The organism is Streptomyces sp. NPDC036984 (assembly GCF_055607665.1).
This window is the reverse complement of sequence record NZ_JBVJRL010000004.1, coordinates 369,074-386,075: the sequence shown is the minus strand read 5'-3', so window position 1 is coordinate 386,075 and position 17,002 is coordinate 369,074. Positions and strand designations below refer to the sequence as shown.

General features: G+C 74.8%; 13 protein-coding genes. 8 read left to right on the top strand and 5 right to left on the bottom strand.

Annotation, left to right across the window (positions count from 1 at the left end; genetic code table 11):
* Window positions 1-137: 137 nt before the first annotated feature.
* From ACZ7DL_RS11085 to ACZ7DL_RS11075, 3 genes are read left to right on the top strand one after another with little or no spacing between them, the layout of a single operon-like run.
* A complete protein-coding gene (locus ACZ7DL_RS11085) occupies window positions 138-767 on the top strand; it encodes a toxin-antitoxin system, toxin component family protein (protein WP_470773288.1) in 630 nt (209 codons plus the stop codon).
* Complete coding sequence (locus tag ACZ7DL_RS11080; RefSeq protein WP_470773287.1) at window positions 764-2,002, top strand: MAB_1171c family putative transporter; 1,239 nt, start codon at window positions 764-766, stop codon at window positions 2,000-2,002. Before ACZ7DL_RS11085 ends, ACZ7DL_RS11080 begins: the two co-directional genes overlap by 4 nt.
* The gene (locus ACZ7DL_RS11075) at window positions 1,995-3,389 is read left to right on the top strand and encodes an NAD(P)/FAD-dependent oxidoreductase (RefSeq protein WP_470773286.1); all 1,395 of its coding nucleotides are present in this window, start codon (window positions 1,995-1,997) and stop codon (window positions 3,387-3,389) included. The genes ACZ7DL_RS11080 and ACZ7DL_RS11075 overlap by 8 nt, the downstream gene beginning before the upstream one ends.
* Window positions 3,390-3,680: 291 nt before the next feature.
* On the opposite strand, the gene ACZ7DL_RS11070 is transcribed toward ACZ7DL_RS11075, so the two are convergent.
* Both ACZ7DL_RS11070 and ACZ7DL_RS11065 read right to left on the bottom strand, forming a co-directional pair.
* Window positions 3,681-4,526 carry an SMP-30/gluconolactonase/LRE family protein gene (locus ACZ7DL_RS11070; protein WP_470773285.1) on the bottom strand — a complete coding sequence of 282 codons (846 nt, stop codon included), beginning with the start codon at window positions 4,524-4,526 and terminating at the stop codon, window positions 3,681-3,683.
* Window positions 4,523-5,296, bottom strand: coding sequence for an IclR family transcriptional regulator (locus tag ACZ7DL_RS11065; RefSeq protein WP_470773284.1), 774 nt, complete (start codon window positions 5,294-5,296; stop codon window positions 4,523-4,525). Before ACZ7DL_RS11065 ends, ACZ7DL_RS11070 begins: the two co-directional genes overlap by 4 nt.
* Before the next feature lie 158 nt (window positions 5,297-5,454).
* Between ACZ7DL_RS11065 and ACZ7DL_RS11060 the strand changes: the two genes are divergently transcribed.
* Window positions 5,455-6,012, top strand: coding sequence for a hypothetical protein (locus ACZ7DL_RS11060; RefSeq protein ID WP_470773283.1), 558 nt, complete (start codon window positions 5,455-5,457; stop codon window positions 6,010-6,012).
* 3 nt (window positions 6,013-6,015) lie between these two features.
* On the opposite strand, the gene ACZ7DL_RS11055 is transcribed toward ACZ7DL_RS11060, so the two are convergent.
* Entirely contained in the window at window positions 6,016-6,849 is an 834-nt protein-coding gene (locus ACZ7DL_RS11055) for an oxidoreductase (RefSeq protein WP_470773281.1), read from the bottom strand.
* 105 nt (window positions 6,850-6,954) lie between these two features.
* On the bottom strand, window positions 6,955-7,833 hold the full coding sequence (locus ACZ7DL_RS11050; RefSeq protein ID WP_470773280.1) for an ATP-grasp domain-containing protein: 879 nt from the start codon (window positions 7,831-7,833) through the stop codon (window positions 6,955-6,957).
* A 256-nt stretch (window positions 7,834-8,089) separates the two neighbouring features.
* Between ACZ7DL_RS11050 and ACZ7DL_RS11045 the strand changes: the two genes are divergently transcribed.
* Window positions 8,090-9,568 carry an acyl-CoA synthetase gene (locus tag ACZ7DL_RS11045; protein WP_470773279.1) on the top strand — a complete coding sequence of 493 codons (1,479 nt, stop codon included), beginning with the start codon at window positions 8,090-8,092 and terminating at the stop codon, window positions 9,566-9,568.
* Window positions 9,561-10,919 carry a carboxyl transferase domain-containing protein gene (locus tag ACZ7DL_RS11040; protein WP_470773278.1) on the top strand — a complete coding sequence of 453 codons (1,359 nt, stop codon included), beginning with the start codon at window positions 9,561-9,563 and terminating at the stop codon, window positions 10,917-10,919. The genes ACZ7DL_RS11045 and ACZ7DL_RS11040 overlap by 8 nt, the downstream gene beginning before the upstream one ends.
* Before the next feature lies 1 nt (window position 10,920).
* On the opposite strand, the gene ACZ7DL_RS11035 is transcribed toward ACZ7DL_RS11040, so the two are convergent.
* On the bottom strand, window positions 10,921-14,553 hold the full coding sequence (locus tag ACZ7DL_RS11035; RefSeq protein ID WP_470773277.1) for a S8 family serine peptidase: 3,633 nt from the start codon (window positions 14,551-14,553) through the stop codon (window positions 10,921-10,923).
* A 225-nt stretch (window positions 14,554-14,778) separates the two neighbouring features.
* Between ACZ7DL_RS11035 and ACZ7DL_RS11030 the strand changes: the two genes are divergently transcribed.
* Window positions 14,779-15,243, top strand: coding sequence for a CU044_2847 family protein (locus ACZ7DL_RS11030; RefSeq protein WP_470773275.1), 465 nt, complete (start codon window positions 14,779-14,781; stop codon window positions 15,241-15,243).
* On the top strand, window positions 15,240-16,991 hold the full coding sequence (locus tag ACZ7DL_RS11025; protein WP_470773274.1) for a VMAP-C domain-containing protein: 1,752 nt from the start codon (window positions 15,240-15,242) through the stop codon (window positions 16,989-16,991). The genes ACZ7DL_RS11030 and ACZ7DL_RS11025 overlap by 4 nt, the downstream gene beginning before the upstream one ends.
* Window positions 16,992-17,002 lie beyond the last annotated feature (11 nt).

Genomic DNA, 17,002 nt, shown 5'->3' with positions numbered 1-17,002 from the left:
GTGCGCGCGCGTCAATGGGTTGCACAAAGCTCACGGCTCGTTCGGCCTTGAACGACGGTCGGCGGATCACATGACGCGGACACATCCAGGCGCGTACGCTCGGACCAGCCGCACACCGGCGGTGAGAAGGGAGACCGATGAGCATCGCGGGCGCGCGACAGCGAGCTGCACGGCTCGCCACGCGGCTGCGCGGCCTCCGTTCCGGCGGGGCGATGCGCTCCCTGGCCGGCGAACTCGCCGCCGCCGTCCGCAGCCGGCCCGAGCCCCCGAAGGGCGTACGGGAGTTGTGCCGGGCGCTGTGCGAGGAGATGAGCGCGCTGCGCGACGGGCGGCCGCTGAAGCTGCGGTTCGAGAGGTTCCCGGACGAGATCGAAGTCACCGGACTGTGGGTGGAGTTCGCCGACTTCGACGTGGTCATCGTGGAGGAGCGAGCCGAGGCGGTGCAGCAACTGGTCATCCTGGGCCACGAGTTGTGGCACCTGCACGCCGGGCACCGGCACCACCACCTGGCCGGGGCCGAGGCGGCCCGCGCCCTCGCCGAACGGCCCTGCTGGCGGGAGGCGGCCCTGACCGTGGCCGCCCGCGACGGCTCCCGGGAAACGGAGGAGGCCGAGGCAGACGACTTCGGCCACCGCCTGGCCACCCTGTTCCGCAACCACCTCTCCGGGACCCCGCATCCCCCGCCGGATCCTGTGCAGCGGTCTCTCGGGTACCGGGGGCGTGAGCAGGCGAACCGAACGTCCACACACGGGGGAACCGCTCGGTGACTGTGCTGGCGCTGAATCCCTCCGGGTTTCTCAGCGAGTTCTACATCTCCTTCTGGATCCCGACCGCCGTGCTCACCGCCGCTCTGGTGATCAAGCTGCCGACGATCATCCGGCTGTGGCGGGACCCGCTGCTGCGTGCGGTCGGCGGGCTGCTGCTGCTCGCCTGCGCGGTGTTCGTGTTCTGCACCCCGTCCACCATCGCCCGGGTCAACCGGCTCACCGGCGTGCCCAACATCTCGGCGCCCTGGTGCTATTCGCTGATCACCGCGTTCTGCGGGTCCTGTCTGCTGCTGATCATCACCTGGCGCAACGGGCTGTCCGACCGCTCGGCCGCCACCCGGCGCGCGATGCGCTGGGTGGTCTCGGTGTACTCCGGGGTGATCATCGCCCTGTGGGTGCTGTTCCTGCTCGCCGACGCCCCCGAGGAGCGGCTGCGGGACCTGGACACCTACTACGCCGGCACGCCGTTCATGCGCGAGGAGATCCTGCTCTACCTCGTCGCGCACGCCGTGGCCTGCCTGATCACCTCGCGGCTCATCTGGAACTGGGTGCGCACCGAGGGCCTGGACGCCTGGCTGCGCTGGGGCCTGAAGCTGCTGGGCGCCGGCTACGTACTGAACCTGATCTTCGACGGGATCAAGCTGACCGCCGTCACCGCGCGCTGGTGCGGGCGGGACCTGGACTGGCTGAGCACCAACCTCGCGCCGCCCGTCGCCGCCCTCTCCGCCATCCTCATCGCGGTCGGCTTCATCCTGCCGCACGCCGGCCAGTATCTGCACGACCGCTGGCGGGTCCGGCTCGCCCACCGCGAACTGCGGCCGCTGTACCAGCTGATGCGCGGCGCGAGCGGTGAGGGCGTGCCGTTCGTGCTGCGCGCCACGCCCGAGCTGCGGCTCACCCGGCGCGAGACGTTCATCCGGGACGTGCTGCTGCCGCTGGCCCGGCACATCGACACCGGCCTCGGCGCCCGCTCGTACGACGCCGCGCTCGCACTCGGCCACCCGCCCGAGCGGGCCCGGGCGCTGGCGGCCGCGGTGAGCATTCTCGACGCCATCGAGACCAGGGCCCGCACCCCGGAACCGGCCGAGCAGGCCGCCGGGCCCGACACCACGGACCTGCTCCGGGAGATCGGGGCCGTCTCCCGAGCGCTCCGCCGTCCCGACGACATCGAGGCCGTCCGCTCGCGTGCGGCCCTCCCAGCCGCCCCAGCAGAGAGCGTCGCCGTTCATGAGTGAGCACAGATCGACCGCCGTCGTCCTCGGCGGCTCCCTCGCCGGCCTGCTCGCGGCCCGTGCCCTGGCCGCCGGCGGAGCCCGGGTCACCGTGGTCGAGCGGGACGCGCTGCCCGGTGGGCCGGAGCCGCGCAAGGGACTGCCGCAGGCCCGGCATGTGCACCAGCTGTGGTCGGGCGGGGCGCGGGCGCTGGAGGAGCTGCTGCCCGGGGCGATCGGGCGGCTGCGCGCGGCGGGGGTGAACCGGGTGCCGGTGACCACGGACATGGTGGCGCTGTCCCCGTACGGCTGGTACCGGCGCTGGGCCGAGTCCGCTTTCATGCTGCCCGCCAGCCGGGACCTGCTGGACTGGGTGGTACGGCAACTGGTGCTGGATGACGAGCGGATCGAGCTGGTCGAGGGCGCCGAGGCGACCGGCCTCACGGGTACGGGCAGAGCGGTGACCGGCGTGCGCGTCCGTATGCACGACGACACCGAGCGCACGCTGACGGCCGGCCTGGTCGTGGACGCCACGGGCAGAGGCTCCCGGGCGGCCCGCTGGCTGACCGGACTCGGGCTGCCGGCCGTCGAGCGGCGGGAGGTCGACTCGGGGCTGGTGTACGCGAGCCGGCTGTACCGGGCGCCGGAGCCGGCGCGGGCCGGCTTCCCGATCGTCACCATCGAACCCGATCCGCGGGGTACGGGGACCGGCCGCGGGGGCGTGCTGATGCCGGTGGAGGACGGCCGGTGGATCGTCACGCTGTTCGGCGGCCGGAGCGGCGAACCGCCCTGCACCGGCGAGGAGTTCGAGCGGTACGCCCGCGAGGAGCTACGGCATCCGCTGATCGGGGAGCTGCTGGGCGGGGACGCGGAGCCGCTGGGCGGGATCGCGGTCACGCGCACGACGGCGAACCGGCGCCACTTCTTCGAGCGGATGCCGGCGTGGCCGGAGAACTTCGTGGTCCTGGGCGACGCGGTGTGCGCGCTGAACCCTTTGTACGGGCACGGGATGGCGGTCGCGGCCCGCTCGGCGCTCGCCCTCCGGGAGGTGACAGGGCGTCATGGGTTCGGCGCGCCCGGTCTGTCCCGGGAGGTGCAGAAGGCGGTGGGCCGGACGGTGCGGGCGGCCTGGGACCTCGCGATCGGGGCGGACGTCTTCTACCCCGGCGCGACGGAGGCCGGCCCCACCCTGCGGGACCGGCTGCTGTCCGCCTACGTCGGCCGCCTGCTGTACACCGCCACGGGCAACGGCCGCATCGCCCGCCGGGTCACCGACGTGACGGCGCTGGAGCGGGGGGCGCAGGCGCTGCTGGCGCCGAGCGTGCTGGCGGCCGCGGTGGTGGGACCGCTGAAGCCGCCGCTCGCGGCTCCGCCGTTGACCGTGGAGGAGAAGAAGGCGGTGGGGTTGTAGGGGCGCGTAGGGGGTGGCGGGGGCCGTCCGCCGGGTGCGGGGCGGGGGTTGCAGGGCGCGCGGGGATGGCGGGGGCCGTCCGCCGGGTGCGGGTTCGTCGTGGCCGCTCGCGCAGTTCCCCGCGCCCCTCACGGAGCCACCCCCCAGCTATGGGCAGTGCGTGGCCGCTCGCGCAGTTCCCCGCGCCCCTCACGGGGCCACCCCCCAGCTGCGGGCGGTCGTGCCGCTGGGGCGGCACGGGTGGGCGCAGCGGCACCCCGCCGGTGCGGGTGAGCGGACTCCGTACCTCGATCAGCCCGCGAACGCCGGTTGGGGCAGGCCCTTTCCGGCTCCCGGTACGACCAGCAGTGAGCCGGCGACGGGGTGGGGCGCCGTGAGGCCCGTGCGGGCGGTGGTGATGTACAGGTCGGTCAGGTCGGCGCCGCCGAACGCGCAGGCCGTCGTCCGCGGGGCCGGCAGGGTGATCACCCGGTCCAGCTCACCGGCGGGCGTGTAGCGGCGTACCGCTCCCCCGTCCCACAGGGCCACCCACACACAGCCCTCCGCGTCGACCGTCAGGCCGTCCGGGAAACCCGCGCCCTCCTCGATCTCCACCAGCGGGCGCCGGTTGTGGACGCCGTCGGCATCGTGATCGAAGACGTCCACCCGGCAGGTCGGGGTGTCGACGTAGTACATGAGGCTGCCGTCGGGGCTCCAGCCGGTGCCGTTGCTGACCGTGACGTCGGACAGGACCGTCCGCACGGAGCCGTCCCCGGTCAGCCGGGACAGCGTGCCGCCGCCCGTCGCCTCGTCGTAGCGCATCGTGCCCGCCCAGAGGGAGCCATCGGGCGCCACCGCGGCATCGTTCGCGCGGCGGCCCGCGACCGGCTCGTGGTGCAGCCAGCGGAACGTGTCGTCGGGGTCCAGCAGACCGACGCCGTCCCGCAGGTTCAGCACCAGGCCGCCGGCCGCGCGGGGCTTGGCCGCGCCGACGTGCTGCCCCGTCGTACGGACCGTGCGGCGGCCGGACGCGGGGTCGTACGTGTGGATGCGCATGCCCAGGATGTCCAGCCAGACGAGCCGGCCCGTCGCCGGGTCCCAGGTCGGGCCCTCGCCGAGCGTCGCCTCGGCCCGTACCGCGACCTCGTACGCCGTCATACCGCGCTCCGGTGGCCCAGCCGCTCCGACAGCTCCGCCGCGCCCTTCGCGGCCAGCTGCTCCAGCTCGGCCCGGCGCTCCTCGCTCCAGCGGATCATCGGGACGGAGATGGACAGCGCGGCCACGATCTGGCCGGTGCGGTCGCGGACCGGCGCGGCCACGCAGGAGACGTCCGGGTTGGACTCGCGGTTCTCCAACGCGATGCCCCGCTGCCGGATCTCGGCCAGGGCAGCGCGCAGGGTGGCCGGATCGGTGATGCTGTTCGGGGTCATCGCGGCCAGCTCGGTGCCGTCCGGGATCCGCGCGGCCAGCTCCGGCTCCGGCAGCGCGGCCAGCAGCATCTTGCCGACCGAGGTGCAGTGGGCGGGCAGCCGGCGGCCGGCGGCGGAGACCATGCGGACCGCGTGCGTGGAGTCGACCTTGGCGATGTAGATGACGTCGGTGTCCTCCAGGATGGCCACGTGGACCGTCTCGTCGCAGGTCTCGGCGACCGAGCGGGCCACCTGCTGGCCCTCCGCGGCGAGGTCGAGCTGCTCGGCGTAGCGGCTGCCGAGCTGGTACGGGCGTACGCCGAGCCGGTACCGTCCGGGCTGTCCGGGCACCGGCACGATGTACGACCGTGCGGCGAGCGTGGTGACCAGCTCGTGCACGGTGGTGCGCGGCAGCTGGAGCTTGCGCACGATGTCGGGGGCGGAGAGCGTCCCGTCCCCGTCGAGGAACAGCTCCAGAATGTCGAGAGCCCGGGTCACGGCAGGCACGAGGCGTCCCACGTCCGGCCCCCTCCCTTGGGTAAGCGCCTGTGCACGATATCGGCGGTCGTCGAAGAAGACGTTCGAGATATCAACAGGCGATCGGCATGACGAACACAGGCTAGTCATGCGGAGGTGCCCCGGCAATGGGTCGGGAGCCGCCGGGCACCATGGATGCCATGCATCTCGACTTCCAGCTGGTGCTGCTGCGCCGGATGGCCGACCACAACCCGGACCTCGTGGAGGACGCCCGGCGGCGGCTCGGCGCGTCGGTCGCCGACATGCGCGAGGCCAACAAGCGGTGGCAGGCGATGGTCCGCTCGCCCCGGGCCCGGGCCGCGGCCGCCCGGTACGGCTCCGTCCTCGGCGAGCCGGAGTCGGTCGAGCCGCGCCGCCTCGGCGATGCCGACTGCGAGACGCGCCGGTGGGCCCTGCCGCTCTGGCCCGACCTGCGCTTCGAGGCGCTGGTCGGGCCCGACGGCGGGGTGTGGAACGCGTGGCTGGTCCGGGCGCCGGGCGCCCCGGCGCCGCGCCTGCGCACCCTGGAGGATCTGGCCCCCTGGTCCTGCACGGTCGACGAGGCCGCCCGCGCCTTCGCCCCCGCCCGGCCGCTGGAGGGCACGGCCCCCACCCGGTGGGGGCTGGCCTTCACCGCCCCGGACCGGGACGGCGTACGGCACGAGGTGGTCGCCGAGTTCACCTGGGGCCTGCTCCAGCGGACGGCGACCGTCGGCTGAGCCCTACGGGGTGTCGAACCCGGTCGCCCGCGTCTGCTTCTCCCACGCGGTCACCTCCGCGCGGACCTGGTCGAGATGGCCGAGGACCGCGTTCACCCCGTCGTCGCCGAGCGGCAGCCGCAGCGGGGTCTCCTCGGCCTCCAGCGCGGCCAGGATCAGGGCCGCCGCCTTGGCCGGGTCGCCGGGCTGGGTGCCGTCGCCGCCGGAGACGAACCCACGGGTCTCGCTCACCTTGGCGTACACCCCGCTGTCGGGGCTGAGCCCGGCCCGGCCGGCGCCGAACAGGGAGGTCCGGAACGCGCCCGGCTCCACGATCAGCACCTTGATGCCGAACTCCGCCACCTCGTCCGCGAGCGCCTCGGAGATGCCCTCCAGCGCGAACTTCGTGCCGCTGTAGGCGCCGAAGCCCGCGAAGGACATCTGCCCGCCCATGCTGCTCATCTGCACGATCGCGCCCGAGCGCCGCTCCCGCATGTGCGGCAGCACCGCCCGCACGAGCGCCACCGGCCCGAAGACATGCAGGTCGAACAGCTCCCGCAGCTCGGCGTCGGTGGTCTCCTCGACCGCGCCGACGTGCGTGCGGCCCGCGTTGTTGACCAGCACGTCGATCCGGCCGTGCCGGGCCACGACGTCCCGTACGGCCGCGCCGAGGGCGGCTGTGTCCGTCACGTCCAGGCGCAGCGCCTCCACCCGCCCGGGGTGGGCGGCCACCAGATCGTCCAGGGCCTCCGGACGGCGGGCCGCGCCGATCACCACGTCGCCTGCGGCGACGGCCGCCTCGGCGATCTCCCGCCCGAAGCCACTGGTCGCTCCGGTCACCAGCCATACCTTGTTCACCAGAACCCCCAATACGTCACATGCGTCGGTAACAACACCAGCCTGAGCCGGGGGCCGTCGCCCGTCCAGGAGCCACGGCGTCAACCGGCGACTGGCCGAAACACGCTAGGCCAGGTCCTGGGCCGCCGTCAGGATCGCCTTCGTCACCTGCGGCAGCGAGTCCGGGTGCAGCCACAGGAACAGGTTCGGCTCCACCAGTTCCAGTTCCATCAGGCGGGGCTCGCCGTCGTCGCCGTCCACCAGGTCCACGCGCGCGTACAACAGCCCGGAGCTGCCGGGCACGGCCGCCAACGCCTTGTCGGCGACGGCGAGTTCGGCGTCCGTGGGCTGCCAGCGCTCCAGGCGGGGGTGGGCGACCTTGTCGGCGTCGTACGGGGTGCCGGGCGCCAGTACCGCCCCCTTGCGGCTGGCGTGCAGCAGCCGGCCGCCGAAGAACTGAAGCGCCCGCTCCCCGGTCACGTCTATCCCCGGCAGGTACGGCTGGAGCATCGCGGTGAGGCCCTCCGCGTGCATCCGCGCGAGCTGCCGTACCGCCGTGTCGTGTTCGGCGGGTGTGTAGCGGGCGGCGAACCGGGCGCCCGCGCCCGAGGTCGGCTTGATCACGAACTCGTGGCCGGCAGGCAGGTCGGCCGGCTCGCCGGGCGCCAGGTAGCGGGTGGGTACGGTGGGCACGCCGGCCGCCGCCAGCTGTCCGAGGTAGCGCTTGTCGGCGTTCCAGCGCACCACGGGGGCCGGGTTGGCGAGCCGGGTCGCGGCGCCGACCCGCTCCACCCAGGCCGTGAACTCGGCGGCCCGCCAGCTGTAGTCCCAGGTCGAGCGGATGACGACGAGGTCGTAGCCGCCCCAGTCCACCTCCGGGTCGTCCCAGTACCGGGCCTCCGCCTCGGCACCGGCGTCCGTGAGCGCCCGCACCAGCACCGGCAGATCGGCGTCCTTGCTCGGCTCGGCTCCGGGGTCGTAGGTGGCGAGGGCGATGCGGGGCACGGCGGGCTCCCTGTCGTACGACGGTTCGATGGGCGTGCGGCTGCGAGGCTAACAAGCACCGATGAACCGGAACACCTCATTTGACCTTCCCCTTCGGGGACGCCCCGGCACCGGTGGCGGACGGCGAGAAGCGCGAGGTGCCCGGACAGTGAGCTGTGTCGTCGCTGACGTCGTTTCGCCCACCGGGCCACCCGTCTCGGTCGGATAATTGTGCCGTCGTCCCCCGACAGCTCTTCCGACAGCCAAGGAGCGCCGCGTGTCCTCTCTCTTTCCCGCCCTGACGGACGGTCCGGGCGAGCGGGTCGCCCTGCGGTTCGGGCCACGGACCCTGACGTACGGCGAACTCGCGGGTGCCGCGGGCGCGGTCGCCGCCCGGGTCCGGGACGCCCGCCGGGTCGCCGTGTGGGCAACCGCGGAGCTGGAGACCGCCGTCGCGGTGACCGGCACGCTGCTCGCCGGGGTGGCCGCGGTGCCGCTCAACCCGAAGTCGGGCGAGAAGGAGCTGGCGCACATCCTGGCCGACAGCGCGCCGTCGCTCGTCCTCGCCGCGCCCGGCGCCGAACTGCCCGCCGTGTTCGGTGACATGACACGGATCGATGTCGACGCGTCCGGCCGGGGCAGCGTGCCCGAGGAGCGGGCCGCGGACGGCGACCCGGCGCTGATCGTCTACACCTCCGGCACCACCGGCCCGCCCAAGGGCGCCGTCCTCCCCCGCCGGGCCCTCGCCACCACGCTGGACGCGCTCGCCGACGCCTGGCAGTGGACCGGCGACGATGTGCTGGTGCACGGGCTGCCGCTGTTCCATGTGCACGGCCTGGTGCTGGGCGTCCTCGGACCGCTGCGGCGCGGCGGCTGCGTCCGGCACCTGGGCCGCTTCGGCACCGAGGGCGTGACCCGCGAGCTGAACGACGGCGCGACCATGATGTTCGGGGTGCCGACGATGTACCACCGCATCGCCGAGGCCCTGCCGGACGACCCGGAGCTGGCGAAGGCGCTCGCACGGGCCCGGCTGCTGGTCTCGGGTTCGGCCGCGCTGCCCGTCCATGACCACGAGCGGATCGCGGCGGCCACCGGGCGGCGCGTGATCGAGCGGTACGGCATGACGGAGACGCTCATGCTGTGCTCATCACGGTGGACACCCCCGGACCCCCGGCCCGGCGTGCGTGCCGACGAGGAGGCCCGGGCCGGCACGGTCGGCGTGCCGCTGCCGGGCGTGGAGCTGCGGCTGGTGGAGGAGGACGGCACGGAGATCACCGCGTACGACGGGGAGAGCGTCGGCGAGATCCAGGTGCGCGGCCCGAACCTGTTCACCGGGTATCTGAACCGGCCCGACGCCACCGCCGCCGCGTTCACCGCCGACGGCTGGTTCCGCACCGGCGACATGGCCGTGCGGGAGCCGGACGGGTATGTGCGGATCGTCGGGCGCAAGGCCACCGACCTGATCAAGAGCGGCGGTTACAAGATCGGGGCCGGGGAGATCGAGAACGCACTGCTGGAGCACCCGGGGGTTCGCGAGGCGGCGGTCACCGGAGAGCCGGACGCCGACCTCGGCGAGCGGATCGTGGCCTGGATCGTCCCGGCGGACCCGGAAAACCCGCCGGGCGCCGAGGAGTTGGCGGACCATGTGGCCCGGCGGCTGGCCCCGCACAAGCGCCCCCGGGTCGTCCGCCACCTGAAGGCGCTCCCGCGCAACGACATGGGGAAGATCATGAAGCGGGCCCTGCCCGATGCCTGACCGGCTCTCGGCGCGGGAGATCCTGGCGCTGGTCACGGACCCGGACACGTTCCGCGAACTGCCCGCCCCGCCACGGGAGTCGCAGCCGGACGGCCCGCTCGGCTGGCAGGGCTACGACGCCTCCCGCGCCCGGGCCGCCGACCGCACCGGCGAGCGGGAGTCGGTCGTCTGCGGCACCGCGAGCGTCCAGGGCACCCTGGCGGTGCTGATCGCCTTCGAGTTCGGCTTCCTGGGCGGTTCGCTGGGCGAACGCACCGGGGACCGGCTGGAGGCGGCGTACGGCCATGCCCGGGAACACCGGCTCCCGGTCGTGCCGCTGATCGCGACCGGCGGCAGCCGCATGCAGGAGGGCATGCTCGCGCTGACCCAGCTCCAGCGGGTGGCCCGCGCGTCCGCCCGCACCAGGGAGGCCGGGCTGGCCCAGATCGCGGTGCTGCGGGACCCGACGACCGGTGGCGGCTGGGCCACGCTCGGCGCCGGCGCGGACGTGATCCTGGCCCTGCCCGGCGCCCAGGTGGGCTTCGCCGGCTCCCGGGTCCGCCCGCCCGACGCCGACCCGGCGGCCTATACGGCCGAGGCCCAGGTGTCGGCGGGCTCGGCGGACGCGGTGGTCCCACCGGAGGAGCTGCGGGACACGCTGGGCCGGTGGCTACGGCTGCTGTCCCGGGGGACGACAGGGCAGCCGGGCGAACCCGCGCCCGTCCCCGCCGCGCTCGGTGACAGCGTGTTGCCCGGCACCGGGATCGATGCCGTCCGACGTGCCCGCTCCGCCGGGCGGCCACGGGCGGACGCCTGTCTGGACGCCTACTTCAGCTACCGGACGGCCGTCAGCGGCGACCGGTGCGGCGGTACCGATCCCGACGGGATGCTGTGCGGGTTCGGTGAGCGGGACGGCCGTACCGTGGCCTACGCGGCGCAGACCGGGACGGCGGCCCGCCCCGCCGGGTACCGCACCGCCGCCCGGCTGATCCGGCTGGCGGACCGGCTCGGCATCCCCGTGCTCACGCTGGTGGACACCCCGGGCGCCGCGAACGACGCGGAGGCGGAGCGGCAGGGCGTCGGCGCGGCGATCGCCGAGGTGTTCGGCGCGGTGGCCGCCGCCCGCGTGCCGGTCACCACCCTCGTCATCGGCGAGGGCGGCTCCGGCGGCGCCCTCGCACTCGCCGCGCCCGGCAACACCTGGATCACGCCGGACGGTTACTTCTCGGTGATCGCCCCGGAACTCGCCGCGGCCATCCTGAAACGCCCGCCGCAGGAGGTGGCGGCGACCGCGGGGCAGCTGCGCATCCGGCCGCAGGACCTGGTGGAGCTGGGGGTGGTCCGGGGTATCGTGGACCACCCCCGGCCGTAGCTCATCTCACCGCCACCGCCCGGACGATCTCCTGGATCACCGAGCCGCCCCGGTCGTCGTGGGCCGAGGCCCGCAGGGAGACGTGGGCGGCGCCGCGGGGCACGCTCAGCGTGCCGTGCCAGGAGGCGCTCAGGCCACCGGTCAGCGGGACCGTCCGCCAGCCGGCACCGTCGTCGTAGGACACCTCCAGGCGGCCGCCGCCGAGGGCCCCGGTGCCGACCGCCCCTGCCACGTACACGGCGGCGAGCCCCACCCGGGTCCGGTGCCCGCCGCGCACCCGGCCGGCGAGGTCGGTCGGGATGTCGAAGGCGAGGTTGATGAGCGGCAGGCAGGTCCAGCGGTCCTCCGGGGTGGCCGCGGACCGGAAGGTCCACTCGGTGTGGCCCCGGGTGGCGACCGGCCAGCGCCCGGCGTCCAGGGCGGTGTCGGTGACGACCTTGTAGGTGTGCTCGTCGGCGGGCGCGTCCCAGACGTGGCCGGCGGAGCCGGTGCCCTGGTCGACGAGTGTGCCGTCCAGATACACGGCGGTGCTCTGGCTCATCCCGCTGCCGTCGCTCCACACGTCGCCGAAGCCGGTGTGGTCGGGCCCGGAGTCGCCCCAGCCGGGCGTGTTCAGCTGGATCCGGTTCCCGGCGCGCTGCTGGCCCCAGCCGAGTCCGGTGCCCAGCCAGGGGTGCCACACCGGGCGGAACCAGTTCAGTTCCGGCCGCGTCCCGCCGTCGTACCGCACCAGCCCGCTCCGCTCCTCCAGCGCGCCGTCGGCGGTCGTGACCGTCTCGTGCCAGAGCCGGCCGGGACCGGTGGAGACGTAGTCGGTGCGCTCGGCGGGCAGCGAGACGCGTTCCTGGAAGCCGAGGCCGATCGGGAAGGCGTCGGCGATCGAGTAGCGGAACTCGCCGCCGCTTCCCGGCTGTGCGGCGTGGAACCTGACGCGGACGGCGGCGAGTTCGCGGCGGCCGGGGGCGTAGGTGAGGTCCCGGTCGGGGACGGCGCCCCGGTGGCCCTCGGAAAGGTCGTACACGTACGGGGAGTCGGGGGTGCCGGTCATGTCGACCCGGCCGGCCGCCCTGAGGCGTGCCGCGTCCGCGTGGTCGACCGTGGCGATCTGGAGCGGCCGGTCGGTGTTGTCGTCCGTGCCCCACCAGGCCATCAGCCGGCCGGGAGCGTCGTCCGTGACGAACAAGGCCCGGGCGCCCGCGTCCTGCGCGGCCCGCGCGAGCGCGGCGGGGTCGGCGCCGGCGGCGAGATGCGCGAGCACCGCCTTGCCGGCGGCTCCGGTGACGGGTCCGCCGCCCACGTCGACCAGCGGCAGGCGGGTGCGGCCCTCGATGAGCGTGCCGCCCGGCTGGACGGTGGCCTCGTCCACCCCCTCGACCTCCAGCAGCGGCTTGGCCAGCCGCCACACGGTCCGGTACGCGAAGGTGCCCTGGGCGACCTCGGGCGTGGGCGCGGCGAAGACGCTGTCGTAGGCGAGGGGCACCTGCACGGCACCGAACAGGTCGGCTCCGTTCGCCTGCCGGTCGTACTCCATGACGAGCTGGCGGTTCTCGGTGCGCCGGTGCACGTGCGCGCTGATCTCCCGCAGTCCGCGGCCGTCCAGGGTGACGTCCCGGTCGCGGTCGAGCGTGATCTCCGGGGCCGCGAGGAAGCCGAGGCCGAGGGAGTCGGCGCCGTGGCTGCCGGGCACGTCGAGGAAGGAGGCGAGGGAGTAGGTGCCGGGCGCGAGGCGCAGCCGGAGGGTGCCCGAGGCGCCGACGTGGGCGGGCTGGGCGTCCGCGTCCGCGGCGAGCCGCTGGAGGGTGAGGTCGGCGGCGGCGGGGGCGCCCGCGCGGTCCTTGACGTGGACGGTGAGCGTGTCCCGCTCCTCCTCCTTGACCAGCCCGAACACGGTGTGCGCGAGCGTGCCGCCGGCCGGGTCGGCGGCCACGATCCGCCCGCTCGTCCGGCCCACCGGCGCCTTGGACGCGTCGCTGGTGACGGTGGTGGAGGCGGTGCCGTGGGCGGGGACGGTGAGGGTGTCCCGGCCGAGGGTGGCGACGCCGTCCGGCGCGCCCCGCACCGACAGCCGCACCTCGACCGGGCTGTCGGACCGGTTGGTGTAGGTGAGGGTGCGGGTGACCGGCTTGTCGTCCTCGTACGGCCAGCTGTGGAAGCCGAGGTCGGCGCTGCCGGTGGCGGTGACCGTCGCGTGCACCGCGTCCGGCACGCTGAGCCGGCCCGCGCCCAGCACATAGGCGGAGTCGTCGAGTTGCTTCGCGCCGGACATCAGCGCGTCCTTCAGCTGGGCGCCGGTCCAGTCCGGGTGCTCCTCGGCGAGCAGCGCGGCGGCCCCGGCGACCTGGGGGGTCGCCATGGACGTACCGCTCATGGGGGTGTAGTCGCCGGTGCCGGGCACGAGTCGGGAGCGCGCGGCGAGGATGTCGACGCCGGGGGCGGCGAGGTCGGGCTTCAGGGCGTTGTCGCCGTAGCGGGGTCCGGCGGAGGTGAAGGCGGCCGCCCGGTCGGCGGAGTCCACCGCGCCGACGGTGAGGGCCGCGTCGGCGGCACCGGGCGAGCCGATGGAGGAGGGGGCGCCGGTGTTGCCGGCGGCGACGACGAACAGCGCGCCGGTCTCCCGGGAGAGGGTGTTCACCGCCTGGGCCATGGGGTCGGTGCCGTCGCTGGGCTCCGTCGTGCCGAGGCTCATGGAGACGATCCGGGCGTGCACGTCCCGTGCGGCCCACTCCATCCCGGCGATGATCTGGGACTCGCTGCCGGAGCCCTGGTCGCCGAGCACCTTGCCGACGGCGAGCGTCGCGCCGGGTGCCACCCCCTTCTCCTTGCCGTCGGAGGCGGCGCCGCTGCCGCCGACGGTGGAGGTGACATGGGTGCCGTGCCCGTTGCGGTCGGCGACCTCCTGCCCCTCGACGAAGCTCTTCGCGGTGCCGACCCGGTCCTGGAGGTCGGGGTGGCCGAGGTCGGCGCCGGTGTCCAGGACCGCGACGGTGACGCCCTTGCCGGTCAGTCCCGCGTCCCAGGCCGCCCCGGTGCCGATCTGGGCGTTGCTCTCGGCCAGGCCGGCCCGCACCCGCCCGTCCAGCCACACCCTGCCGATGCCGGGCGTCCGGGTGAAGGACCGCCAGAAGGTGCGGCCCCTGTCCGCCTTCAGCGCCGCCCCGTGCAGGCCGGCCAGGATGCGGGTCCGCTGGGCGCCGGCCGGGACGGCGGCCCGCGCGTGCCGGGCGTAGGTCACGATCAGCGGCAGCGCGTCGGTCTCGGTGTCGGCGAGCCCCTGCCGGATCAGCGCGCCGACGTCGAACAGCCGCCGGTCCAGCGTACCGGCGCGCAGATACGGCAGCGCCTCGTCCGGTACGACGGTGAGGTGACCGTTGCCCGACTGGGTCCGGACGGCGCCGGTGGCCCCGCGCGGCCGCCGCACGGTGACCGTCTTCCTGCCGTGGCCGAGGTCGGTGACGGTCACCTTGTCGCCGGTGACGAGGGTGACGGTGGTGGGGGTGCCGGTGGTGCTCCGCGCGGTGGGCGGGGCCGGGGTCTGCTGCCGGGCGACCGCCGGGCCGCCCGGCAGCAGGGCGCTCACCAGTGCCACCGCCAGCACGGCCGTACCGCGTCTGCCTGCTCCTCGTGCTCTGGTCATCCACGCCTCTTCTCGTGTGGGTGGAGCGCGTCGAGTGCTGCGACGAGTGTCGGGCGGAGCAGCGGGCACCGGGGCCGGCCGGAGGTGGCGGGTTGGCGCAGTGTCGGGTTCTCGCCGGCGCGGCACGGGTTCCGCCACATGTGTTCGAGGATGTGACACCCGAAGCACGGTGCGTAACATGGGAGTTGGTCACGAGTCAGATACGACGGGGGAGCCGCCGGCGCCATGGACGGATGGGTGGAGTTCAGGACCGAGGACGGCGCGCTCGTCGTGGTGGAGGATGTGGTCACCAGGTCCGGTGCCCGCCTCGTCTCGCGGGGTGACGGACCGGCGCAGGCCGCGCGCACCTTCGAGGGGGCGCTGGACGGCGTACGGGCGGCCGCGGCGGCCGCGTTGCGGGTCTTCCGGGACGGGAGCCTGCGCCCCGATGCGGTGGAGATCGAGTTCGGCGTGCGGCTGTCCGCGGAGGCCGGTGCCGTCATCGCGAAGGGATCGACGGAGGGCCACCTGGTCGTCAAGCTCAGCTGGTCCCCGGAACAGCAGCCGGAGCCGGCCGCGCCGGGGCAGGCCGCGCCGGGGCAGGCCGCGCCGGCCCGGACCGTGCCGGGCCAGACCGCGCCGGACCAGACGGCGCAGGGCCGGACCGCGCGGGACCGGACCTCGCCGGATCCGGGGTCCACCGACCGGTGAGGAGCAGCTCTGCCTGGCACGCCCGGATCGCCTGCGGCAACGAGGTGGGGGCCGGTTTCCTGGTCACCGGCCGCCGGGTGCTCACCTGTGCGCATGTCGTCCGGTGGAGCGACCGGGCAGCGGTGACCGTCAGCTTCCCGCACGCCCGGGAGCTGGGCGAGCTGTCCGCGTCGGTCGTGGCCCACGGCGGCTGGGCGGGTGAAGCCACCCACCCCGGCGATGTGGCCGTACTCGAACTGGAGCGTGCCGTCCCGCTCGCCCCGGCCGGCTTCGCACCGCCCGACGCCGCGTACACCGAGCCGTACCCCAAGCTGATCGCGTACGGCTTCCCCGAGGGCTACGACGAGGGCACGCTCGCCGAATACCAGGCCGTATCCGGCCAGTTGATCGCCGACGAGTGGCTGGAGCTGGTGGCGTGGCAGGGGCACGGACAGCCGCTCGTGGCCGGTTTCAGCGGGGCGGCGGCGACGCTGCCGGACGGCAGGGTGGCCGGCATGGTCACCGCGGCCGCGGGCTCGCCGGACGTGCGCAAGGGCCGGATGCTGCCGCTGGACGTGATGGCCCGGTACTGGCCCGAGCTGGGCGAGCTGGTGCCCACGCCCGGCCACCGGGACGACGCCCGCCGGCGGCTGTACGCCCTGCTGCGGCGGGCCGCGGCAGGCGCTGGCCACCCCGGCGACCCCAACCGGCTGTACGTGGACGCGGTGGGCGCCTTCGGGCCGCCCCTGCCGCCGGGCGGCTTCCCCTCCCTGTGGGCGGCTGCCGCGTATGTGCAGTGGGAGGTCCCGGACCATGACGCGGTGAGCCGGTTCGCCGACCGGCTCGGCGAACTGCTGGACGGGGAAGCGGCGTTACGGTCCCCGGCGGCACCGGACGTGCCGGGCGTGCCGGACGCCCCGGCGGTGCCGGCAGCCCCGGCCTGGTCCCCGGTCGTGGTCGAGATCGATCACAGTGGCGCCGGTCCCGACCAGGTCACCGTGGAGGTGTCCGCGTACCGCGACGGCCACCGACGGCCGGTGGGCGCGCGCCGGCTGCCGCGCACCGCTGTCCGGGCCTACGTCCAGAGCCGCATCGACGACGCGGTCGCCCAGCTCGCCCCGGACGCCGACGAGCTGGTGACGTTCGTCCTGCCGCGCGAGTGGCTCAACGAGGCGGTGGCGCACTGGGAGTGCGGCGCGGACGACAGCACGCCGCTCGGCTGCGCCTATCCCCTGGTGGTGGCCGACCGCGCGCGTCACCACAGTGGCCGGCTCCGCCACCAGCTGCGCAAGAAGTGGCAGAAGCTGGACTCCGGAGGCGGCGTCGAAGTGCACCGCGTCGAGTGCGGCACGCGGGAGCGGCCGCCGAGTCTGCGCAAGCGGCTGTGGGACGGCGACGCCGGGCTGGCCGGCTTCGCGGCCCCGCCGGCCGCGGCACGGCAGCACTTCGAAGTCGGTCTCACCGTGCCCGTACCGGTCCTGCTGTGGTCCCGGACCGGCGCTCCCTGCGCCGCGCACACGGACGCGTCCTGCCCCGGCACCTCGGCACAGGATCCGCCCTGTCCCGGCAGCGCTTTCCTCGACCAGCTCACCGCCTCGGTCGCCGGCGTCCCGCCCGCCGAACTCCCGCGGCACATCCTGTCGTTGCGCCTGACCGCGGACGCCGACGACGAGCCGGAGCGGCACTGGGCGAGAGACCTCCAGCTGCTCTGGGACGATCCACGGTGCTTCCCCGAGACCACCGCGAGCCTGCACTCGCCCGTCGCCTGACCGACCGCACG